Here is a 19,282-nt window from a genome sequence, read left to right as displayed (position 1 = left end):
GGCACCTACTTCAATATCTCCGCGTCCCTTGGCACACCGGCATCGATCGGCTCGGCCGTCCTGTTCGACACTGCCGTCATCTTCCCGGCGGCCGACAGGTTCGGGCGCACGTAGACCTGCGCGACGCCGTTGACCCGGCTGTAGAGGTCGATGATGTCCTGGTTCATGAAGCGCACACAGCCGGACGAGGCGTTCTTGCCGATGGAATCCCACTCCGGCGTGCCGTGCAGCCGGTACATCGTGTCCTTGCCGTCGCGGAACAGATACAGCGCACGCGCGCCCAGCGGGCTCTGCGGGCCAGGCGGCATGCCGTCCTTGTATTTCGCCAGTTCCGGTCGGCGCTGGATCATTTCCGGCGGCGGCGTCCAGACCGGCCACTTCTTCCTCGCCTGAACCACGGCGCTGCCGGTCCATCCGAAACCGGCCTTGCCGAGGCTGACGCCGTAGCGGATCGCCGTGCCGCCATCGCGCACCAGATAGAGAAAATGCTCGGAGGTATCGACGACGATCGTGCCGGGTTTTTCTCCGGTCGGGTCGGGCGCGATCTGGCGCACGAACTTCGGATCGAGCTTGGACACCGGGATCGCCGGCAGTTGATAGCCCTCGTCGACGCGCGCCGCATACATGTTTGTGGCAGCGCCGAAAGCCGAGTCGCTCGGCGGGGGCGGCGCCGCCGCTGGCGGCGTCACCACGTCGGTCGTGGTGCACGCCGAAAGAGCCACGGAGGCCGCGCCCAAAGCGGATGCACCGAGAAACGAGCGCCGGTTCAGGCGCTCAAAAAACAGCGGAATATCGGACATGAACCCCCCGGCTTATCCATGACATCTGGTAAGGATGCGCCCCACCCCACAAGCACCAGTATCCCATTCCGGAAGCTTTGAGAACATGATTAGATCAAGGCACGCCAGAAGACCTGAGGCCACCGTTTCCGGCGCCCCATCGACCTGTCCCGTTGAATCGGCAATCGTCGCGGACCGGCCCTGATACGCCTTCGCCGAGTTGCCAGCCATGGACGAAAAAATACCCACGCGCCGGCGCCCCGCCGACCTGACCAGCGGCCCGATCCCGCGCACGCTGCTCTTGTTCGCCTTGCCGGTGCTGGGCTCCAACGTGCTGCAGTCGCTCAATGGCTCGATCAACGCCGTCTGGGTCGGCCGCTTCCTTGGCGAAGCGGCGCTGACCGCCACCTCCAATGCCAATCTGGTGCTGTTCCTGATCCTCGGCACCGTGTTCGGCATCGGCATGGCGGCGACCATCCTGGTCGCGCAATCGGTCGGCGCCCGTGACCTTGCCGAGGCACGGCGCATCGTCGGCACCAGCGCCACCTTCTTCTTCCTCATCTCGCTGCTGTTCGCCGTCTGCGGCTGGATCTGGGTCGACGCCATCCTGAACACGCTGGGAACGCCGGCTGACGCGCTGCCGCTGGCGCGCTCCTATCTGCGCATCATCTTCATCGCCGTGCCGATGATGAACCTCTTGTCCTTCGTCATGACAGTGCTGCGCGGCGCCGGCGATTCGCGCACGCCTTTCTCCTTCATGGCGCTGGCCGTCGTGCTCGACATCGTCTTGAACCCGCTGCTCATCCGCGGCATCGGCCCCTTCCCCGAGCTCGGCATCGCCGGGTCGGCCACCGCGACGCTGATCGGCCAGACGGTGAGTGTGATCGCCATCCTCGTCGTGCTCTATGCCCGCAAGCATCCGCTCAGACTCGCCGGCGCCAATCTCGCTTTGCTGCGGCCGGACCCGGCGCTGCTCAGGATCGTCGTTTTCAAGGGCGTGCCGATGGGCCTGCAGATGATCGTTATCTCGGCCGCCGCGCTGACGGTGATGGGCATCGTCAATTCCTACGGCTCGCGGGTTGCCGCCGGCTACGGCATCGCCGCGCAGCTCTGGACCTACATCCAGATGCCGGCTTTGGCCATCGGCGCCGCCGTGTCTTCGATGGCGGCGCAAAATGTCGGCGCCGGGCGCTGGGACCGCATCGGCCGGATCGCCGCCTCCGGCGTCGGCTTCAACCTCGTGCTGACCGGCGCGCTGGTCTACCTGCTGTTCCTCTTCGACCGCTCAATCCTCAGCCTGTTCCTCAGCACCGACAGCGCGGCCATCGACATCGCGGCCCACATCAACAATGTCGCGTCCTGGTCGTTCATCCTGTTTGGCGTCACCATCGTGCTGTTCGCCACCGTGCGCGCCACCGGCGCGGTGATGCCGCCGCTGATCATCCTGGTGATCTCGGTGCTGATCGTGCGAACCGGCTTTGCCTATTTCTTCCGGAGCGTGATCGGCGAGGAAGCGCTGTGGTGGAGCTTTCCGGCCGGCTCGATCACCTCGCTGGCGCTCGCCGCCGCCTATTACCGTTTCGGCGGCTGGCGCACCATGCACATGATCGAGAACAGGCCGGCCGCCGGCGAACCGCCGGACACCGGTCTCGGCGTGCCGCGCCAGCGCGCCAACATGGCACCAGAGACGCCGAACGGTTGATGCTCAGCGTGCGTATTTTGCGCCAAACCCCAGCGCCACGAGTGAGAAGATGGTGATCATGCCTGCGAAGGCGAGGCTTGCCGTCGTGGCACTTGTCCAGCTTGACAGAAGGCCAATGCCGATGACCGGTAATGCGTTGCCGCAGAAGCAGCAGACGAAGAAGGCCGACACCACTTCGGCGCGACGGTCGGCCGGCGCGATCTGGTTCACCACTTGCAGGCCGCCCCGATAGCCGAGCGCTGCCGCCACGCCGCACAGGGCGGTTCCGGCGATCATCACAGCCATGGAAGCAAGTATCTGCGCCGCCACCACCAGCACAACCGTCGGCACCATGAGCACCAGGGCCGCCAGCATGCTGGCGCGGCTCGGCAGCCGCGCCGTCGCCACAATGGTCGCGGCGGTCACGATCGACAATTCGAAGAACAGCGCGCCGGCTTCCGCGCGGCTGGTCACATGCAGTTGCTGCGCCAGGATACTCGGCGCCAACGCCGCGTAGAAGCCGACCAACGCCATGGCGCCGAAGCCGGTCACGGCGGGCGCCACGAAAGCCGCGCGGATATCACCAGGGATGGAAAGTCGAGGCCGCATCGAAACATCGGCCAGCCGCCCCGGCCGCGCCACGGTCTCGCGCGTGCGCCAGATCAGCGCCGAGACCACGACAAGCACGGCGAGATAGACGGTGAATGTCAGCCTCAGTGGCCAGGGTGCGTATTCGGCCAGCAAGCCCGAAACCAGCGCGCCAAGCCCGAGCCCGACGAAATTGGTGCTGGTGGCAATGATGGCGGCGCGCGACTTGTCCTCGCTTTCGACCATCTCGGCGAGCCAGGCAGTGCCGGTTCCCGCGCCGATACCTACGCCGAGGCCGCTCAGGATCCGGGCCACATCGAGCCAGGCGACGTTCTCGGCGAACAAAAACAACGATGCGCTGACCACCGCAATCACCATTGACGCCAGCGCGGCAGCACGGCGGCCAATGACGTCGGACAAACGTCCGAACATCAGCAATGCTCCGAGATTGCCGACCACATAGACGGCGTAAACCAGCGTCAGCGTGATCTGCGAGAAACCGAAGGCTTGCTTGTAGATGATGTAAAGCGGCGTCAGTGCCGTGCTGCCAGCGAAAAGCACCGCGATCATTGCAGCGACAGCGGCGATTGCAGCGCCACCGCCGAGTTCGTTGTCTCTCGTCATGGTTTCGGCGTGGATGGTCATTTCGACCTCTACTTTGCTTTTTTGGGGGATACCCGCCTAACGCCTATTTGGGGATGGCCGTTCCGGTTGCCGAACGCGCTCCTGACAATTTTGGCAGTATGGCGCTCGGCCAAATCCTCTCGTAACTTCCGCCAGTCTGCAGGGGAGGAATCATGGGCAAGGGACGAGTCGAAGCGTTCACCGATGGCGTCGTCGCCATCATCATCACCATCATGGTGCTGGAACTGAAGGTGCCGCATGGCGAGGATTTTTCCACCCTGGCGCCTCTGTGGCCGGTCTTCTTCAGCTACGTGCTGTCCTTCATCAACGTCGGCATCTACTGGAACAATCTGCACAACATGTTCCACACAGTTCAGCGCATCGACGGCCGCGTGCTGTGGGCCAATCTCAACCTTCTGTTCTGGCTGTCGCTGATGCCGGTGACCACGGCCTTCATGGGCGAGAACCATTTCGCGCCGGTGCCTGTCGCCGTCTATGGCGTCGACCTTGCGCTTTGTGCGGTCGCCTACACCATTCTCGTCATCACGCTGCGCCACCTGCACGGCGCCGATACGACCTTCGCAAAAGCAGTCGGCCACGACAGCAAGGGCAAGATCTCGCTGGCGCTCTACATCGCCGGCGTGCTGCTTACCTTCGTCAATCAATGGATCGGCGTCGCCATTTACGTGGCGGTGGCGGTGATCTGGTTCGTGCCGGACAGGCGCTTCGAAAGGCTGATCGAAAAATAGCCGCCGCTATTTTCGCATCGCCTTCAGCTTTTCGGCGACCGACGCGGCAAGGTCCGCATAGCGCTCCTCCAGCCGTTCGGCCGCCTTGATGATCGGGAAATCATGGCCGAATTTTTCCAGCGCCATGCGCAGTTTCTCGACGAACTCGGCCTGTTTTTCCAGTGCCGAAAACAGCGTCTTCACTTGCGCCTCGCTGATCTCGGGATTGGCAAGCATCTGCGGCACCTCGCGGCCCATCTGGTCGCCGGTGGCGGTCTGCTCCTTCAGGATCTCGATCCAGTCGGTCAATCGGCAAATCCTTCCTCAGTTCGCGCAACATGCGCAGCGCGTGCCGATGTGGTCAACCCGAAGAGGCCGCAAGAGGCTTGCCTGGGCCGCATCGGACGCTAAGTTCGGCGCAACGCCGAACAAGGACAAAATCATGACCAGCGACGCCGAAATCCAGACCGCTTTGCCCGCCCTCGCCTCCGGTAATCTCGCTGTCATCACCGGCAGCGCCAGCGGCATCGGCCTTGCCGCGGCCAAGCGGCTGGCCTCGATGGGCATGAAGATCGTGCTGGCCGACATCGGCGGCGCTCGCCTCGACGCGGCCCGTTTGGCGGTCGCCGCGATCGCCGGCGAGGATGCCGTGCTCGCCGTCGCCACCGACGTCGCGGAGGCGGACGAGGTCGAGCGGCTGGCGCAGAAGGCGCTCGATCTCTTCGGCGGCGTGTCGCTGCTGATGAACAATGCCGGCGTCGGCGACAATCCGGGAAAACCCTGGGAAAACCGCGATGCCTGGAAGCGGCTGCTCGACATCAATTTCTGGGGCGTCGTCCATGGCGTCGAGGCCTTTGCGCCGGCCATGCTGGCATCGGGCAAGCCTGGCCTGATCGTCAACACCGGCTCCAAACAGGGCATAACCACGCCGCCCGGCAACCTCGCCTACAACGTCTCCAAATCAGGCCTGAAGACTTTCACCGAGGGCCTCGCGCATGCCTTGCGCAACGAGCCGGGCGCCAAGCTCTCGGCCCATCTGCTCATCCCCGGCTTCACCTTTACCGGCCTGACCGAAGGCGCGGTGGAAAAACCGGCCGGCGCCTGGACCGGCGAGCAGGTCATCGATTTCATGCTGGCATCGCTCAAGCGTGGCGACTTCTACATCCTCTGTCCCGACAACGAAGTGGCGCGGCCGACGGATGAAAAACGCATGGCCTGGGCGATCGGCGACATCATCGAAAACCGCCCTGCTCTGTCACGCTGGCATCCGGACCACAAGGACGCCTTCGCGGCCTTCATGAACGACTGACGTTCACGCCGCCTGGCTTTTGGCGCCGCGCTTCTGGGCCACCGCCTTCTTGGCGGCCATGTCGGCGATTTTGCGGTCATGCCGTTTTGCCGCCTGTTCGCATTTGGCGCGGATTTCCTCGACCTCGGTTTCGGTCAAATGCTCGATACCGATGAAGGTGTTGTGAGCCCGGCCGACCCGGATCAACTCATCGAGCTTGGCCTGGATCGCCGCGCCGTCGCGGTTCTGGGTGTTCTGGATCAGGAACACCATCAGGAAGGTGACGATCGTGGTGCCGGTGTTGATGATCAGCTGCCAGGTGTCGGAAAAGCCGAAGATCGGCCCGGTCACCGCCCAGGCGACGATGATCAGGCAGCAGGCGGCAAATGTCAGCGGCAGCCCGGCAAGATGCGCGACCATGTTGGCGATCCGTGTGAAAAGCTTCTCGATCATCCAAAGACCTCGACGATTGGCGACATGAGTTCGGCTGCAGACGGAATTCATTGCGCAATCAGAAACTAACGGCGACTGTTCCGGTTCCCGCCCAGCGCCATTTCGCCGGCCACAATCGGATACACGCGCAAAGCGTGGCACCGGGAAAAACCGCCTTATGGGTTTGCTGCCATAGTGCCGGTGCAGGTCGCAAGCCTGTTCCTTCCGCCTTACGGCGGGTTTACCTCCTGCCCCTTCCGCTGCGCCACCCCCGCATGGCGGAAGGGGTTTTATCCCACAAGGTCAAGGCGCATCGTTTTCCCAGCGGTCGAGGAAGGCCTCGATCGGCAAAGCCTGCATGTCGGGCACGGCCCGGGCGAGCCTCTCCGGCGCCCAGTCCCACCACGCCAGGCGTTCGATCCGCGCCGCAATGCCGGGGGCGAAGCGCTGGCGCAGCGGTTTCGCCGGAACGCCTGCGACGATCGCATAGGCCGGCACATCGCGCGTCACCACCGCGTTGGCGCCGACAATGGCGCCATTGCCGATCGTCACTCCCGGCATGATCACCGCGCCGTGGCCGATCCAGACATCGTGGCCGATGCTGACTGACTTTGCCTGTCGTCGCTCACGGAAGCCCGCGTCGACGCCCAGCCAGCGGAAATACTCGTTCGGCCGGTAGCTGACCTTGTGCTGTGTCAGCCGCTCGATTGGATGTTCCAGTGCATTGATGCGGCTGTTGGCGGCAATCGAGCAGAACTTGCCGATCGTCGTGTAGATCGCTTCCGCATGGCGCTCGAAATAGGAGAAGTCACCGACCGTCACCTCGCGCAGCACGACCCGTTCGCCGATCGAGACGTAGCGACCGAGCTTGCACGCCTTCAACTCCGCGGTCGGATGAATGCGCGGCTCGGGATCCTTCAGGACAAGGTTTTCGGGACGGTCCATACCGGCGGCTTTACGCCCGAGCGATTGGTCCCGCAAGCGGGACCAATCGTCCGTCAGCTGTTGCCAGAGCCTATTTCGGCTTGCCTTTGGTCCACACCACCTTCTGGCCGTAGAGCGGCACGGTGGTGACGGACATCTTCGCTGAACCGTCCTGGACCTGGCGCGAATGCGACAGATAGATCAGCGTCTCGTTGGTCTTGTCGTAGATGCGGTTCACCACCTGCTTCTTCCAGATCAGGCTGATGCCTTGCTTGAAGACCTCCTCGCCGCCCTCGCTCATGTCGATGTCGCCGATGGTGATCGGCCCGGTCTGGCGGCAGGAGATCGAGGAATCGGACGGGTCCTCGAACCAGTTGCCCTTCTGCAGGCGGTCGATGACGCCGCGATCGAAATAGGAGACGTGACAGGTGACGCCCTCCACCTTCGGATCCTTGATCGCCTCGACGATGATGTCGTTGCCGAGCCAGTCGACGCCGACCTTGCCCACTTCGTCCGCAGCCGCCACACCGGCGCCAAGGACAAGGCATGCGGCCAGGGCGCCGCCGATCAGTTTTCGCAAATGAGCCTCCTGCGGTTCGCGTTTTGCCGACCTCAGGTGGGACGGGCGGCGGGACTTTGCAAGCAGATCGTCTCCACACCTCTTGCCCGGTTGCGGCAACGCGACATCTTTGCGTGCGCCACACCAAACCGTTAAGACTGTTCACCGAACAAGGGCTTTCCGCGCCGATCCGGTGCGTGCCACGACAATCACGACGGACACCCATTGATGATGCGTTCAATCCTGGTCGGCATTCTCGTCCTGATGGCGGCGGGCATCGGCTGGCTCACCTTCGACTGGTATCGCGGCCACTATGGCGGCGAGCCGTTCGGGACGCCGTTCACGCTGGTCGACCAGAACGGCGCCCCGATCACTGAAGCCGCGTTCAGGGGCCACCCGAGCGTCGTCTTCTTCGGCTTCACCCATTGCCCGGAAGTGTGCCCGACCACGCTCTTTGAGCTGGCTGGCTGGCTGAAGGCGATGGGCGACAGCGGCAAGAACCTGAATGCCTATTTCGTGACCGTCGACCCGGAGCGCGACACGCCTCAGGTGATGAACACCTATGTCAGCAATTTCTCCGATCGCATCGTCGGCATCACCGGCGACCCGGACAAGGTTCATGCCATGGCCAAAGGCTTCAGCATCTACTGGAAGAAGGTCGACACCGGCGACGGCGACTACACGATGGACCACACCGCCTCGGTGCTGCTGCTGAATGCCAAGGGTGAATTCTCCGGCACTATCGCCTATGGCGAAAGCCCGGACACGGCCATCGCCAAGCTGAAGCGGCTGGCGGCGGGCTAGAGCATGATCCCGAACCGAAGGACCGCGTCAGCGAAAAGTGGGAACCGGTTTTCGGAAAAGATCATGCTCAAGCAAGAAACAGCGTCATGACGCAGACGCGGCTCTACTTCACCACCGGCAAGATCGAGGCCGAGCGTATCTTCGCGGCGCTCGGCGCCACCTTCGAAGATGAGGGCCTGCCGATCGCCGTGCTCGAGGTCGACGAGGATCGCGACATCCACGAAGTGTCGCTCTATGCCGACAGCGACGTCGACGCGGTCGAGGCAAGGGTGAAAGACATTCTTGCCGGGCTCGCCCTGACAAAACCGATCGAGCGCGAAACGCTGCCTGATGTCGACTGGGTGGCGCGCTCCCTGGAAGGGCTGAAGCCGGTGCGCGCCGGGCGTTTCGTCGTCCATGGCGCGCATGACCGCGGCAAGCGCCGCAGCGGCGACCTCGCCATCGAGATCGAGGCCGGCCTTGCCTTCGGCACCGGCCATCACGGCACCACATCCGGCTGCCTGGAAATGCTGGAAAAGGTCGTGCGCCGCGAGCATCCGGCGAATGCGCTCGACCTCGGCACCGGCAGCGCCGTGCTGGCGATCGCGCTGGCAAAACTTGCGCATATTCCGGTGCTGGCGACCGATATCGATCCGGTCGCCGTCAAAGTCGCCGCCGCCAATGCCCGCCTCAACCACGTCAAGGCGCTGGTCGAAACGGTGGCGGCGCCTGGCTTCCACCACCCGATCTTTGGTGCGCGCGCGCCCTTCGACCTCATCGTCGCCAACATATTGGCGCGGCCGCTGATGCGGCTGGCGCCGGAAATGGCCAGGCATATATCGCTGGGCGGCTCGATCGTGCTCTCGGGCATTCTCGACCGCCAGCGCGACGCGGTGGTCTCGGCCTATGTCGGCCAGCAATTCCGCCATGTCCGGACCTTGCACCGCGAAGGGTGGGTGACGATCCACCTCAAGCGGTAATCCAACCCGATCCGACCCATCTGGCCCTGCTGAAATCGATTCCGGTTTCCGGGGCTATGCGCTACGGTCGCGGTAAGCATTCGACGGAGACGCCGCCATGTTCCAGACCTTTGATTCCGCTGGCGATCCAGCTGTCGGCAAGCCGCGTGTGGCGCTGCTGCGCCAATGGCTGGCGGCCAATGGCCTGGATGGTTTCATCGTGCCTCGCGCCGACGAGCACCAGGGCGAATATGTCGCCGACCGCTCGGCGCGGCTGAAATGGCTGACCGGCTTCAGCGGTTCGGCCGGCGTCGCCATCGTGCTCGCCGCCCGCGCCTTCATGTTCGTCGACGGGCGCTACACACTGCAGGTGCGCAGCGAGGTCAATCTCGACATTTTTGCGATCGAGAGCCTCGTCGACAACCCGCCCGCCAGCTGGATCAAGGACAATCTCGGCAAGGGTGCCAGGCTCGGCTTCGACCCCTGGCTGCATACGCTGAGCGAGGTCAAGGCGCTGAAAACCTCGGCTGAGCAATCCGACGCGGTTCTGGTGCCGCTCGAGGAGAACCCGATCGACGTCATCTGGAAGGACCAGCCCGAACCACCGCGAGCGCCGGTCGAGATCCACCCGATCGGCTTTGCCGGCGAACTGGCCAAGGACAAGCTGGTGCGGTTGGCAGCTGCGATCGGCAAGGATGGCGCCACGCACGCGGTGCTGACCGATCCCTCCTCGATCGCCTGGGCCTTCAACATTCGCGGCGGCGACGTGCCGCACACGCCGCTGGCGCTCGGCTTTGCCGTGCTTGCCGCCGATGGCTCGCACCAGCTGTTCATGGACCAGCGCAAATTCTCGCGCACCGTCGCCGCCTATCTCACCCAGCTTGCCGACCTGCACGAACCCGGCGAGTTCGAGGCGGCGATCGCAGCCCTTGCCAAGGGTGGTGCAAAAATCGCGCTCGACCCGGTGCTGGCGGCGGAGAAGCTTAAGATGCTGGTCGAGGACAATGGCGGCACCGTCGTTGCCGCGCCCGATCCTGCCCGCATTCCGCGCGCCACCAAGAACCCGGCCGAGATCAACGGCAGCCGCGCCGCGCACCGCCGCGACGGCGCCGCCATCGCCAAGCTGCTCTGCTGGCTCGATCGCCAGAAGCCGGGCACGCTCGACGAGATCGCCGTCGTCACCAGGCTGGAGGAGACACGCCGGCAGACCGGCGAGGAAACGCAGATGCCGCTGCGCGACGTCTCCTTCGACACCATCTCGGGCGCCGGCCCGAACGGTGCCATCATGCATTACCGCGTGTCCCGCGCCACCAGCCGCAAACTCGCCGATGGCGAGCTGTTCCTGCTCGATTCCGGTGGCCAGTACCAGGACGGCACCACCGACATCACCCGCACCGTGCCGATCGGCACGCCGACCGAAGAGATGCGCGAGCGCTTCACGCTGGTGCTGAAGGGCATGATCGGCATTTCCATGCTGCGCTTCCCCACCGGCACTCGCGGCTCAGAGATCGACGCGGTGGCGCGCATGGCGCTGTGGAAACATGGCTGCGACTTCGCCCACGGCACCGGCCACGGCGTCGGCTCTTATCTCGCCGTGCACGAGGGCCCGCAACGAATCGCCCGCACCGGGACCGAAAAGCTGCTCGCCGGCATGATGCTCTCCAACGAGCCCGGCTATTACAAGGAAGGTTCTTACGGCATCCGCATCGAGAATCTCGTACTGGTGACCGCGGCCGAACCGGTAGAGGGCGGCGACATCGCCATGCACGATTTCGAGACGCTGACGCTGGCGCCGATCGACAAGCGATTGATCCGCACCGACCTTTTGACGCGCGACGAACTGCACTGGCTCGACGAGTATCATGCGCGCGTGCTGGCCGAGATCGGACCGATGCTCGAGGGTGAGACGCTGGCCTGGCTGGAGAAGGTTACGGCACCGCTGCCGCACGACGCCAAGATCTGATGTCTACCCGACGAACTGCCGCGCCAGGATCAGCACGGCGGCGCCAGCAAGGAACATCGCCATCAGACCGCCGCGCAGCGACGCCAATGCGGTGACGACCAGCGCCGCCCATTCAGCCGGCCCGGCGCCAAGAGCCGCCGGCGCGACCAATGTCGTCAGCACCGCCGCGGGCACGGCATTCAGCCCGGCTTCGACGCGAGGATGAACGCTCTCGAAGCGCGAGATGACGAGGTGGCCGCCGACGCGGGTGAGATAAGTCGCGATCGCGCCGGCGATGATGATCCACAAGGTGGTGCTCATGGCCGTTCCCCCACGCCGCTATGGTGCGGCGGCAGGATGACCGCCAAAAGCACGCCGGCGATCGCGCCGATCGAAACGTGCCAGGGCGAACCAACCGTCTTGTAGGCGATGATAGAGGCGACGGCGCTGGCCATGACCACAGGCAGCCAGAGCGGCCGCTTGCGGAAGCCCATGACCAGTCCGAGGAAATAGATCGGCAGCAGGAAATCGATGCCCAGCGCATGCGTGTCGGGGATTAGCTTGCCGAACACCGCGCCGAGCGCGCTTTCGACCACCCAGAACACATAGACCGGCAGGCCGAGCCCCAGATACCAGACGAAGCCGACCGTCTTGCCTGACGCCGCCCTCGCCTCGGCCACGGCGTACTGCGGATCGGTCATGATGAAATAGCCGATCGCCTGCTGGATGACAGGCCAATGCGAGATGCGTCTGCCAAGGCCGGCGGAATAGAGCACATGGCGGAAATTGACGGCGAAGATCGACAGCACGATCAGCCAGGGCGCGACATGCTGGCCGAACAGTTCGATGCCAACCATCTGGCTGGCGCCGCCGAAGACCAGGGCGCTCATCAGGAAGGCTTCCAGCACGGAAAATCCGTTGTCGACGGCAATCGCCCCGAACAACACGGCAAACGGCGCCGACGCGACCACGACCGGCATGCTCAGCCGCACACCGTCCCAGAATTCGCTCTTCGCGCTGCCCTCGGAGATCGCTTCCACAGCCATAGGCCACTCCTTCCCGAAGGGCCGTATGTAGGGAGCGCCGGCTTCCTTGTCACACCAATTCGCTTGAGCCAAACGATCAGCGGAAATGATCGCCGGGGCGTGGTGGTGTTATCCAGCTTTGCCCTGGATCGCCCTGCCCCAGTCGAGCAGCGGCCTGGCGCGCAAGGTGAAATCGACGAGGTCGTCGACCAGCGCCGGCGTATGGATCGTCGCGGGATCGAAATTGTGCCGGACAGCGAAATGCCGGTTGCGGATCGCCTGGGCAAGATCGGCTTCGGTGACATCCTCGAACCCACGCGGTGCGCGTTTCAGGCAGCCTTCCGTGTCGATTTCGAGCCGGTTCTTCTTCAGCGCCGCCACCAGGGCGCGGAATGCGGCCGGCTTCGTCGTGATGGCCTTGCGCATCGCCTGGAGCAGCTCCGGCCCCGGCTGCCACCATGCAACGCCGGCAAAGCAGCGGTCGAGCCCTATGTAAACGAAGAACACGCCCAGCTCCATCTTGGTGCCGTCGGGCGACAGGATCGCGGAAAGGTGCTGGTTGTAGGGCCGCTTGTCCTTGGAGAAGCGCACATCGCGGTTGATCCTGAACAGCGATTTCTTGCGGTCGCCGCGCAGACCCAGCCCCGCAGCCAGGAAACGCTCGGAGAGCGTCTCGACGAGATCGCAGAACGGCTCGTGGAGTTCGCTTTCGTAGAGCGCCCGGTTCTCCTGGAACCATTCCCGGCTCTGGTGGAAATCGAGCGCCTTCAGGAACGGAATAGCTTTCTGCCCGAACCCCTTGAATGCGCCGGCCATCAGGCGCCCCTGCCGATCCGTTGCAACCAGGTGTCCTCGTCGATCACCTCGATGCCGAGATCGGTGGCAACCTTCAGCTTGGAGCCGGCGCCTGGGCCCGCCACCACCAGGTCGGTCTTCGCGGAAACCGAGCCCGCGACCTTGGCGCCGAGACGTTCAGCCATCGCCTTGGCTTCGGAGCGCGTCACCTTTTCCAGCGTGCCGGTGAACACGATCGTCTTGCCGGCGACTTCGCTACCGGCTGAGACGTCCACGACGTAAGGCTTCGGCTTGACCTGCTTGAGCAGCGCATCAAGCACGTCGTCATTGCGTTCATTGCCGAAGAAATCGCGGAGCGCGCCGATCACCGTGTCGCCGATGCCGTTGATCGACGGGAAAACGCTGTGCGGATCGGCCGCCGCCGCTGTCTCCTTGCCGATTCGGATCAGCTCCTCGATGGTCGAAAAGGTCCGGGCAAGCACGGACGCCGTCGTATCACCGATATGGCGGATGCCCAGCGCGAAGATGAAACGGTCGAGCTCCGGCTCGCGGCGGGAGTCGATGGCTGCAAAAAGCTTGTCGAGGCCTTCATAGTTGCGGTCCTCGACACTTCGCACATTCTTGCGCGTCTTGCCGGATGCTTCCTCGCGCTGCCTGGCCTGCTCCTCGCGCCGCTCGGCCAGCGCCTTGGTGACGGCGGGACGACGTTCCTTGAGCGTGAAGATATCGGCGGCTGTCTTGATCAATCCCGCATTGAAGAAGGTGTCGATGTTCTCGGCGCCCAGCCCTTCAATATCCATGGCACCGCGTGACACGAAGTGGCGCAGTCCTTCCACGGCCTGCGCGGCGCAGATCAACTCGCCGGTGCAGCGCCGGCGTGAATCTTCCTTGCCGGTCTTGTCGTTGATCTCGCGCGTCGCGGATGAGCCGCAGATCGGACAGGCATGCGGGAATTCGTAAGGCGCGGCATCAGGCGGACGTTTGTCGATGACGACGCTGACGATTTGCGGGATGACATCCCCCGCCCGCTGGATCACCACCGTGTCGCCGATGCGTATGTCGATGCCGTCGCGGATCGGCTGGCCGGTGCTATCCAGGCCCTTGATGTAGTCTTCATTGTGAAGCGTGACGTTTTCGACCACCACGCCGCCGACCGTGACGGGCGCCAGCCGCGCAACCGGCGCCAGCGTGCCGGTACGGCCGACCTGGATGTCGATCTTTTGCACGGTCGTCATCGCCTGTTCGGCCGGGAATTTGTGCGCAACGGCCCAGCGCGGTTCGCCGGTGACGAAACCCCATCTGCGCTGCAGTTCCAGCTGGTCGACCTTGTAGACGACGCCGTCTATGTCGTAGCCCAGCGACGAGCGCTGCTCCTCGATCAAATGGTAGTGCGCGACCAACTCCTCGACCGATTTTGCCCGCACCATCAGCGGGCTGACCTTGAAGCCCCAATCTGCGAACTTTTGCACTGACCCATACTGGGTCGGAGCCGGATCCTCTGACGTATAACCCCAGGCATAGGCGAAGAATTTGAGGTTGCGGCTGGCGGTGACCGATGCATCCTTCTGGCGCAGCGACCCCGCCGCCGTGTTGCGCGGATTGACGTAGTCCTGGCCACCGGCCGCAGCCGAACGTTGCTTCAGCGCCTCGAACTCCGCATAGGTCATGTAGACCTCGCCACGTATTTCGATCGTCTCAGGCCAGCCCGAGCCCTTTAGCGTCTTGGGGATGTCGGCGATCGTCTTGAGATTGGCAGTGATATCCTCGCCGACGGCGCCGTCGCCGCGCGTTGCGCCCTGCACGAACACGCCGCCTTCATAACGCAGCGAAGCCGACAGCCCGTCGATCTTCGGTTCAGCCGTGAAGGCGATGTCCAGATCCTTGTCGCGGTCGAAGAATCGCCGGCCGCGTTCGATGAAGTCGGTAACGTCCGCGTCGGTATAGGCCTTGGCGAGGCTGAGCATCGGCACCGCGTGGCGCACCTTGGCGAAGCCCTCCGCCGGCGGCGCGCCCACCCTGCGCGAGGGCGAATCCTCGCGCACCAGACCGGGGAACCGTTCCTCGATGGCGAGGTTGCGCCGCGCCAGCGCGTCATACTCGGCGTCCGAGATCGTCGGCGCGTCCTCGGTGTGATAGCGCCGGTCGTGCTCGGCGATCTCCGCCGCCAGCCGCTCCAGCTCACTGACGGCCTCGCTTTCGCTGAGCGAATCGACAGGTTTTTCCGACATGTTTTTTGTTCCCTGAACGTGGCGCGACACAATAGAACAGGATTCTCCCAGGAGGGAGAGACCAGGCACAGAAAATCATTCCTGAACAGCGGGATGGAGCCATATCCTGACTCATGTCCGGAGTGCCGGACTTTACGCTTCGCTAAGCCGCGGCTGTATTCTCGCGCAGCAGCCGCTCGGCCGCCGCGCGGGCCTCGTCGGTGATGGTGGCGCCCGCCAGCATGCGCGCGATCTCCTCCTGGCGCGCCGCCCGGTCCATTTCGGCGATGCCGGTGGCAACCTTGTCGGTGCCGCCGGATTTGGAGATCAGGAAATGCGTCGCCGCGCGCGCCGCCACTTGCGGCGCATGGGTCACGGACAGCACCTGAACGCGCGTCGACAGCCGCGCCAGTCGTTGGCCGATCGCATCCGCCACGGCACCGCCGACACCGGTGTCGATCTCGTCGAAGACCAGCGTCGGCGCCGAGCCGCGATCGGCCAGCGCCACCTTCAGCGCCAAAAGGAAGCGCGAAAGCTCGCCGCCGGAAGCGACCTTCATCATCGGGCCGGGCCTTGTGCCGGGGTTGGTGCGCACCCAGAACTCGACCTGGTCGATGCCCTCTTCCATGCGGCTTTCGGCGTCGCTGGCCATCGAGACGATGAACTCTGCCCGTTCGAGCTTCAGCGCCGGCAATTCGGCCATCGCCGCCTTGGTCAGCCCGGACGCCGCGGCATGGCGAAGCGAGGACAGCTGTGCGGCGGAAATGTCGTAGGCCTCGCGCGCCGCGGCGGCCTGCTTCTCCAGCCCATGCAGGCGTTCTTCGCCGGCATCGAGATCCGCGAGGTCGGCGGCCATCGTGTCGCGCAGCTGCGCCAGATCGTCGACCGCCACGCTGTGCTTGCGCGAGGCGGCACGCAGCGAAAACAGCCGCTCCTCCGCCTTCTCCAGCCGCTGCGGGTCATATTCGGTGGCGCGCAGTGCTGCCTCAACACCCGACTGCGCCGCGTCGAGCGACAGCATTGCCTCGTCGAGCGACTTGACCACATCGTCGAGCAGACCGGGCGCTTCGCTCACCTTGCGCTGCAGCCGCCGCAGAAGGCTCGCCAGTTGCGGCAGCGGTGAGGACGGCCCTGACAGCACGTCCTGCGCATCATGGATTTCCGAGGCGATCTTCTCCGCCCGCATCATCGTGGCGCGTAGTTCCGCGAGCTCGGTCTCTTCGCCCGGCTGGGGATCGAGCCTGGCCAGTTCCGCGACCGAGGCGCGGAGGTAGTCGGCCTCGCGCGCCGCCGCCTCGACCTTGGCGCGGTGTTTGGCAAAGTCCTGCTCGCAGCTTCGCCAGTACCGCCACGCCTCGCCCGTCGCGCGGGCGGCACCAAGATGGCCGCCGAAACTGTCCAGCAAGTCGCGATGGGCGCCCGGATCGACCAGCGCCCGCTCGTCATGCTGGCCGTGGATCTCGACCAGCGCATGGCCGATGTCGCGCATCAGGGTGACGCTGGACGGCTGGTCGTTGACAAAGACGCGCGTGCGGCCATCGGCCGTCTGCACCCGGCGCAGGATGATGTCGCCGTCGTCCTCAATGGCGTTTTCGGCAAGCAACGCGCGGGCCGGATGGTTGCGCGGCACGTCGAACACCGCGATGACCTGGCCCTGTGCCGCGCCGTGGCGAACCAGCGAAGCATCGCCGCGGGCGCCAAGCGCCAGCGACAACGCGTCGAGCAGGATGGATTTTCCGGCGCCGGTTTCGCCCGTCAGCACGGAGAGGCCGGGCAGGAAGTCGATGTCCAGCTTCTCGATCAGAACGATATCGCGGATCGACAGCCTGGAAAGCATCAGGCGCCGGTGATCAGCTTCCCGGCCTTGGAGATCCACGACCCGGCATTCTCACGCGGCTGAAGCCCGTTGCTCTGCAGGAGCTTGTAGGAATCCTTGTACCACTGGCTGTCGGGATAGTTGGTGCCGAGCACTGCCGCCGCGGTCTGCGCTTCCGACGTCAGCCCCATTGCATAGTAGCTCTCGGTCAGGCGTGCCAGCGCTTCCTCGACATGGCGCGTATTGGAATAGTTCTCGACCACATTGCGGAACCGCTTGACAGCGGCGATGTACTCGCGGCGCTCGAGATAGTAGCGGCCGATCTGCATCTCCTTGCCGGCCAGCTGGTCGGTGGCAAAGCGGATCTTCTCCTTGGCGTCGTCGACATATTCGGACGTCGGCCAGCGCGTCACCAGATCCTGCATGGTCTGCACGGTCTGCCGCGCTTCCTTCTGGTCCTGGGTGACGTCCTTGATCTGCCGGTAGTAGCTAAGCCCGATGATGTACTGCGCGTAGGCGGCATCGTCTGTCGACGGGTAGAGCGTCAGATAGCGCTTGGCCGAGCCGATCGCCTCGTCATAGTGGCCTGCGCGGTAGTCGGCGAAGGCGCCCATCACCATCGATTTGCGGGCGAATTCCGAATAGGGGTGCTGGCGGTCGACGGCGTCGAACTTCTTGCTCGCCTCGTCCAGACGGCCGGCGTTCAGATTGGCGAGGCCCTGGTTGTAGAGAACGTCGGCCGGTTCGGTCTGGTCGACATAGGTCGACAGGTCGACGTCTTTCTCGGACGACATGCAGGCCGACAGGAAGAGCGATGGGACAACCACCGAAAGCGCCAGGAAAACAGCCCTATGCGGCGCTTTCGATTGACCAACTCGCTTGAAGAACATGATTGGATTCCGCCCTTTCGGCGTCATTTCAGTCGTCATTTCGGGTCTGGGGCAGCAGCCATAAACCATAACCGCCTTGCCCGGCAACGCTATCTCCGGCCAATCGCACATTTTTGTGGCGGTTTGGCGGTGGGCCCGTGATCGTATGATTTCACCAACCCGTGATGCATCCATGCAACACAGGCCAGCCGCCAGCAAGTCAGAAAATCGTTAAGAATCAGATCATCCAGGGCGCATAGACGGGCGCGCTGACGGCGCTCATCTCGGCGCTCCGGCCGCGTTCGCGACGCGTCGTCTCGACGACCTCGAACGCCGAACGGTCGGACAAAAGCCGCCGCAAAGCCGCCGCATTCATCCTGTGGCCGCCGCGATAGGAGCGGAAGCAGCCGATGAAGCGGGCGCCGGCCAGCGCCAGGTCGCCCATCGCGTCCAGCGTCTTGTGGCGCGCGAACTCATTGTGATAGCGCAAGCCGCCCATGTTGATGACGCGGTTGTCGTCGCCGATCACCAGCGAGTTTTCGAGCGACGAGCCGAGCGCATAGCCGGCCGCCCACAGCCGCTCGACATCCTTCATGAAGCCGAAGGTGCGGGCGCGCGCGATGTCGCGGCGGAAAATGTCGGGGTTGATGTCGGACGCGAACAACTGGCGGCCGATCGCCGGGCTTTCGAAATCGATCTCGATCTCGAAGCGGGTGCCGTCGTACGGCCGGAACTCCGCCCAGGACGCGCCGTTCTCGATGCGAACCGGCTTGACCACCCTTATATAGCGGCGCTTGACCGGGAGCGTTTCGACGCCGGCCTGATCGAAGGCTTCCACGAACGCGATCGCGCTGCCGTCGAGGATCGGGACTTCGGGCCCGTCGATCTCGATAATGAGATTGTCGAGGCCAAGACCGAAGACCGTCGCCATCAGATGCTCGACAGTGCCGATATGCTCGCCCGCCGGATCACCCAGCATGGTGCAGAGATCGGTCGCGCCGACTTCGGAGACAAGAGCGCGGAACTCGCGGCTCTCGCCGCCATTTGTAAGCTGGAAGAGGATGCCGGTGTCGGCGTCCGCGGGCAGGAAATGAACGGTAACGGGCTTGCCGCTGTGAACGCCGGTACCCGTCAGCGTTGCACGCGATTTAAGTGTCGTCTGATAGTCTTGCAAGACAAACCCCATAAGCCCAAACTGCCGTCGTCCGCTTCATCAGCCCTGAGGGCGCGCGGCTCTTGAAGTGATCGGCAGGCAGGGCCAACTCCCCGAATCCCGGCAAACC

Annotated in this window: 19 protein-coding genes; 6 read left to right on the top strand and 13 right to left on the bottom strand. The window is 64.3% G+C overall.

The window, feature by feature from the left end; all coding sequences use genetic code 11:
• Window positions 1-5: 5 nt before the first annotated feature.
• Window positions 6-800: a L,D-transpeptidase gene (locus tag AC1RUK_RS06860; RefSeq protein ID WP_481836231.1), complete on the bottom strand. Its 795-nt coding sequence runs from the start codon at window positions 798-800 to the stop codon at window positions 6-8.
• A 208-nt stretch (window positions 801-1,008) separates the two neighbouring features.
• Between AC1RUK_RS06860 and AC1RUK_RS06855 the strand changes: the two genes are divergently transcribed.
• A complete protein-coding gene (locus AC1RUK_RS06855; protein ID WP_481836232.1) occupies window positions 1,009-2,481 on the top strand; it encodes an MATE family efflux transporter in 1,473 nt (490 codons plus the stop codon).
• A gap of 3 nt (window positions 2,482-2,484) precedes the next feature.
• Here the strand turns inward: AC1RUK_RS06855 and AC1RUK_RS06850 are convergent, their stop codons facing one another.
• Window positions 2,485-3,693, bottom strand: a complete 1,209-nt coding sequence (locus AC1RUK_RS06850; protein WP_481836233.1) for an MFS transporter — start codon at window positions 3,691-3,693, stop codon at window positions 2,485-2,487.
• A gap of 152 nt (window positions 3,694-3,845) precedes the next feature.
• On the opposite strand from AC1RUK_RS06850, the gene AC1RUK_RS06845 reads away from it, so the two are divergent.
• Window positions 3,846-4,421 (top strand): TMEM175 family protein, encoded by a 576-nt coding sequence (locus tag AC1RUK_RS06845; RefSeq protein WP_481836234.1) that lies wholly within the window; start codon window positions 3,846-3,848, stop codon window positions 4,419-4,421.
• A 6-nt stretch (window positions 4,422-4,427) separates the two neighbouring features.
• Here AC1RUK_RS06845 and AC1RUK_RS06840 read toward each other — a convergent pair whose 3' ends face one another.
• Window positions 4,428-4,709, bottom strand: a complete 282-nt coding sequence (locus tag AC1RUK_RS06840) for a hypothetical protein (RefSeq protein ID WP_481836235.1) — start codon at window positions 4,707-4,709, stop codon at window positions 4,428-4,430.
• 133 nt (window positions 4,710-4,842) lie between these two features.
• Here AC1RUK_RS06840 and AC1RUK_RS06835 point away from each other — a divergent pair, with 133 nt between their 5' ends.
• Window positions 4,843-5,709 (top strand): SDR family NAD(P)-dependent oxidoreductase, encoded by an 867-nt coding sequence (locus tag AC1RUK_RS06835; RefSeq protein ID WP_481836236.1) that lies wholly within the window; start codon window positions 4,843-4,845, stop codon window positions 5,707-5,709.
• Window positions 5,710-5,712: 3 nt separating this feature from the next.
• Here the strand turns inward: AC1RUK_RS06835 and AC1RUK_RS06830 are convergent, their stop codons facing one another.
• The 3 genes from AC1RUK_RS06830 to AC1RUK_RS06820 all read right to left on the bottom strand — a co-directional run bounded on the left by AC1RUK_RS06830 (window position 5,713) and on the right by AC1RUK_RS06820 (window position 7,624).
• The gene (locus AC1RUK_RS06830) at window positions 5,713-6,141 is read right to left on the bottom strand and encodes a low affinity iron permease family protein (protein ID WP_481836237.1); all 429 of its coding nucleotides are present in this window, start codon (window positions 6,139-6,141) and stop codon (window positions 5,713-5,715) included.
• Between the two features lie 282 nt (window positions 6,142-6,423).
• Entirely contained in the window at window positions 6,424-7,065 is a 642-nt protein-coding gene (locus AC1RUK_RS06825) for a DapH/DapD/GlmU-related protein (protein ID WP_481836238.1), read from the bottom strand.
• A 70-nt stretch (window positions 7,066-7,135) separates the two neighbouring features.
• Entirely contained in the window at window positions 7,136-7,624 is a 489-nt protein-coding gene (locus AC1RUK_RS06820) for a CreA family protein (RefSeq protein ID WP_481836239.1), read from the bottom strand.
• Window positions 7,625-7,831: 207 nt separating this feature from the next.
• Between AC1RUK_RS06820 and AC1RUK_RS06815 the strand changes: the two genes are divergently transcribed.
• The 3 genes from AC1RUK_RS06815 (at window position 7,832) to AC1RUK_RS06805 (ending at window position 11,308) form a co-directional block, all read left to right on the top strand.
• Window positions 7,832-8,407 (top strand): SCO family protein, encoded by a 576-nt coding sequence (locus AC1RUK_RS06815; RefSeq protein ID WP_481836240.1) that lies wholly within the window; start codon window positions 7,832-7,834, stop codon window positions 8,405-8,407.
• Between the two features lie 86 nt (window positions 8,408-8,493).
• Window positions 8,494-9,366, top strand: coding sequence for a 50S ribosomal protein L11 methyltransferase (locus AC1RUK_RS06810; protein ID WP_481836241.1), 873 nt, complete (start codon window positions 8,494-8,496; stop codon window positions 9,364-9,366).
• Window positions 9,367-9,463: 97 nt separating this feature from the next.
• Window positions 9,464-11,308, top strand: a complete 1,845-nt coding sequence (locus tag AC1RUK_RS06805; RefSeq protein WP_481840208.1) for an aminopeptidase P family protein — start codon at window positions 9,464-9,466, stop codon at window positions 11,306-11,308.
• A gap of 3 nt (window positions 11,309-11,311) precedes the next feature.
• Here the strand turns inward: AC1RUK_RS06805 and AC1RUK_RS06800 are convergent, their stop codons facing one another.
• From AC1RUK_RS06800 to lpxC, 7 genes are all read right to left on the bottom strand, one after another.
• The gene (locus tag AC1RUK_RS06800; protein ID WP_481836243.1) at window positions 11,312-11,608 is read right to left on the bottom strand and encodes an AzlD family protein; all 297 of its coding nucleotides are present in this window, start codon (window positions 11,606-11,608) and stop codon (window positions 11,312-11,314) included.
• Window positions 11,605-12,333, bottom strand: a complete 729-nt coding sequence (locus AC1RUK_RS06795) for an AzlC family ABC transporter permease (protein ID WP_481836244.1) — start codon at window positions 12,331-12,333, stop codon at window positions 11,605-11,607. Before AC1RUK_RS06795 ends, AC1RUK_RS06800 begins: the two co-directional genes overlap by 4 nt.
• Before the next feature lie 108 nt (window positions 12,334-12,441).
• Window positions 12,442-13,128: a DUF2461 domain-containing protein gene (locus AC1RUK_RS06790; RefSeq protein ID WP_481836245.1), complete on the bottom strand. Its 687-nt coding sequence runs from the start codon at window positions 13,126-13,128 to the stop codon at window positions 12,442-12,444.
• Window positions 13,128-15,335 carry an NAD-dependent DNA ligase LigA gene (gene ligA / locus AC1RUK_RS06785; RefSeq protein WP_481836246.1) on the bottom strand — a complete coding sequence of 736 codons (2,208 nt, stop codon included), beginning with the start codon at window positions 15,333-15,335 and terminating at the stop codon, window positions 13,128-13,130. The genes AC1RUK_RS06790 and ligA overlap by 1 nt, the downstream gene beginning before the upstream one ends.
• Before the next feature lie 142 nt (window positions 15,336-15,477).
• Window positions 15,478-17,151, bottom strand: a complete 1,674-nt coding sequence (gene recN, locus AC1RUK_RS06780) for a DNA repair protein RecN (protein ID WP_481839558.1) — start codon at window positions 17,149-17,151, stop codon at window positions 15,478-15,480.
• Window positions 17,151-18,020: an outer membrane protein assembly factor BamD gene (locus AC1RUK_RS06775; protein WP_006204873.1), complete on the bottom strand. Its 870-nt coding sequence runs from the start codon at window positions 18,018-18,020 to the stop codon at window positions 17,151-17,153. Before AC1RUK_RS06775 ends, recN begins: the two co-directional genes overlap by 1 nt.
• A gap of 217 nt (window positions 18,021-18,237) precedes the next feature.
• Window positions 18,238-19,185 carry a UDP-3-O-acyl-N-acetylglucosamine deacetylase gene (gene lpxC, locus AC1RUK_RS06770; protein WP_481836247.1) on the bottom strand — a complete coding sequence of 316 codons (948 nt, stop codon included), beginning with the start codon at window positions 19,183-19,185 and terminating at the stop codon, window positions 18,238-18,240.
• Window positions 19,186-19,282 lie beyond the last annotated feature (97 nt).

It is taken from the genome of Mesorhizobium monacense (assembly GCF_056781675.1).
This window is presented reverse-complemented; position numbering and strand designations above follow the sequence as displayed.

Bases quoted from the DNA above. Each gene is read 5' to 3' on its own strand.
- AC1RUK_RS06810 (WP_481836241.1), top strand. From the start codon at position 8,494: ATGACGCAGACGCGGCTCTACTTCACCACCGGCAAGATCGAGGCCGAG.
- AC1RUK_RS06790 (WP_481836245.1), bottom strand. From the start codon at position 13,128: ATGGCCGGCGCATTCAAGGGGTTCGGGCAGAAAGCTATTCCGTTCCTG.
- AC1RUK_RS06825 (WP_481836238.1), bottom strand. From the start codon at position 7,065: ATGGACCGTCCCGAAAACCTTGTCCTGAAGGATCCCGAGCCGCGCATT.
- AC1RUK_RS06800 (WP_481836243.1), bottom strand. From the start codon at position 11,608: ATGAGCACCACCTTGTGGATCATCATCGCCGGCGCGATCGCGACTTAT.
- lpxC (WP_481836247.1), bottom strand. From the start codon at position 19,185: ATGGGGTTTGTCTTGCAAGACTATCAGACGACACTTAAATCGCGTGCA.
- AC1RUK_RS06805 (WP_481840208.1), top strand. From the start codon at position 9,464: ATGTTCCAGACCTTTGATTCCGCTGGCGATCCAGCTGTCGGCAAGCCG.
- AC1RUK_RS06815 (WP_481836240.1), top strand. From the start codon at position 7,832: ATGATGCGTTCAATCCTGGTCGGCATTCTCGTCCTGATGGCGGCGGGC.
- AC1RUK_RS06855 (WP_481836232.1), top strand. From the start codon at position 1,009: ATGGACGAAAAAATACCCACGCGCCGGCGCCCCGCCGACCTGACCAGC.
- AC1RUK_RS06845 (WP_481836234.1), top strand. From the start codon at position 3,846: ATGGGCAAGGGACGAGTCGAAGCGTTCACCGATGGCGTCGTCGCCATC.
- AC1RUK_RS06830 (WP_481836237.1), bottom strand. From the start codon at position 6,141: ATGATCGAGAAGCTTTTCACACGGATCGCCAACATGGTCGCGCATCTT.
- recN (WP_481839558.1), bottom strand. From the start codon at position 17,151: ATGCTTTCCAGGCTGTCGATCCGCGATATCGTTCTGATCGAGAAGCTG.
- AC1RUK_RS06860 (WP_481836231.1), bottom strand. From the start codon at position 800: ATGTCCGATATTCCGCTGTTTTTTGAGCGCCTGAACCGGCGCTCGTTT.
- AC1RUK_RS06850 (WP_481836233.1), bottom strand. From the start codon at position 3,693: ATGACCATCCACGCCGAAACCATGACGAGAGACAACGAACTCGGCGGT.
- AC1RUK_RS06775 (WP_006204873.1), bottom strand. From the start codon at position 18,020: ATGTTCTTCAAGCGAGTTGGTCAATCGAAAGCGCCGCATAGGGCTGTT.
- ligA (WP_481836246.1), bottom strand. From the start codon at position 15,335: ATGTCGGAAAAACCTGTCGATTCGCTCAGCGAAAGCGAGGCCGTCAGT.
- AC1RUK_RS06835 (WP_481836236.1), top strand. From the start codon at position 4,843: ATGACCAGCGACGCCGAAATCCAGACCGCTTTGCCCGCCCTCGCCTCC.
- AC1RUK_RS06795 (WP_481836244.1), bottom strand. From the start codon at position 12,333: ATGGCTGTGGAAGCGATCTCCGAGGGCAGCGCGAAGAGCGAATTCTGG.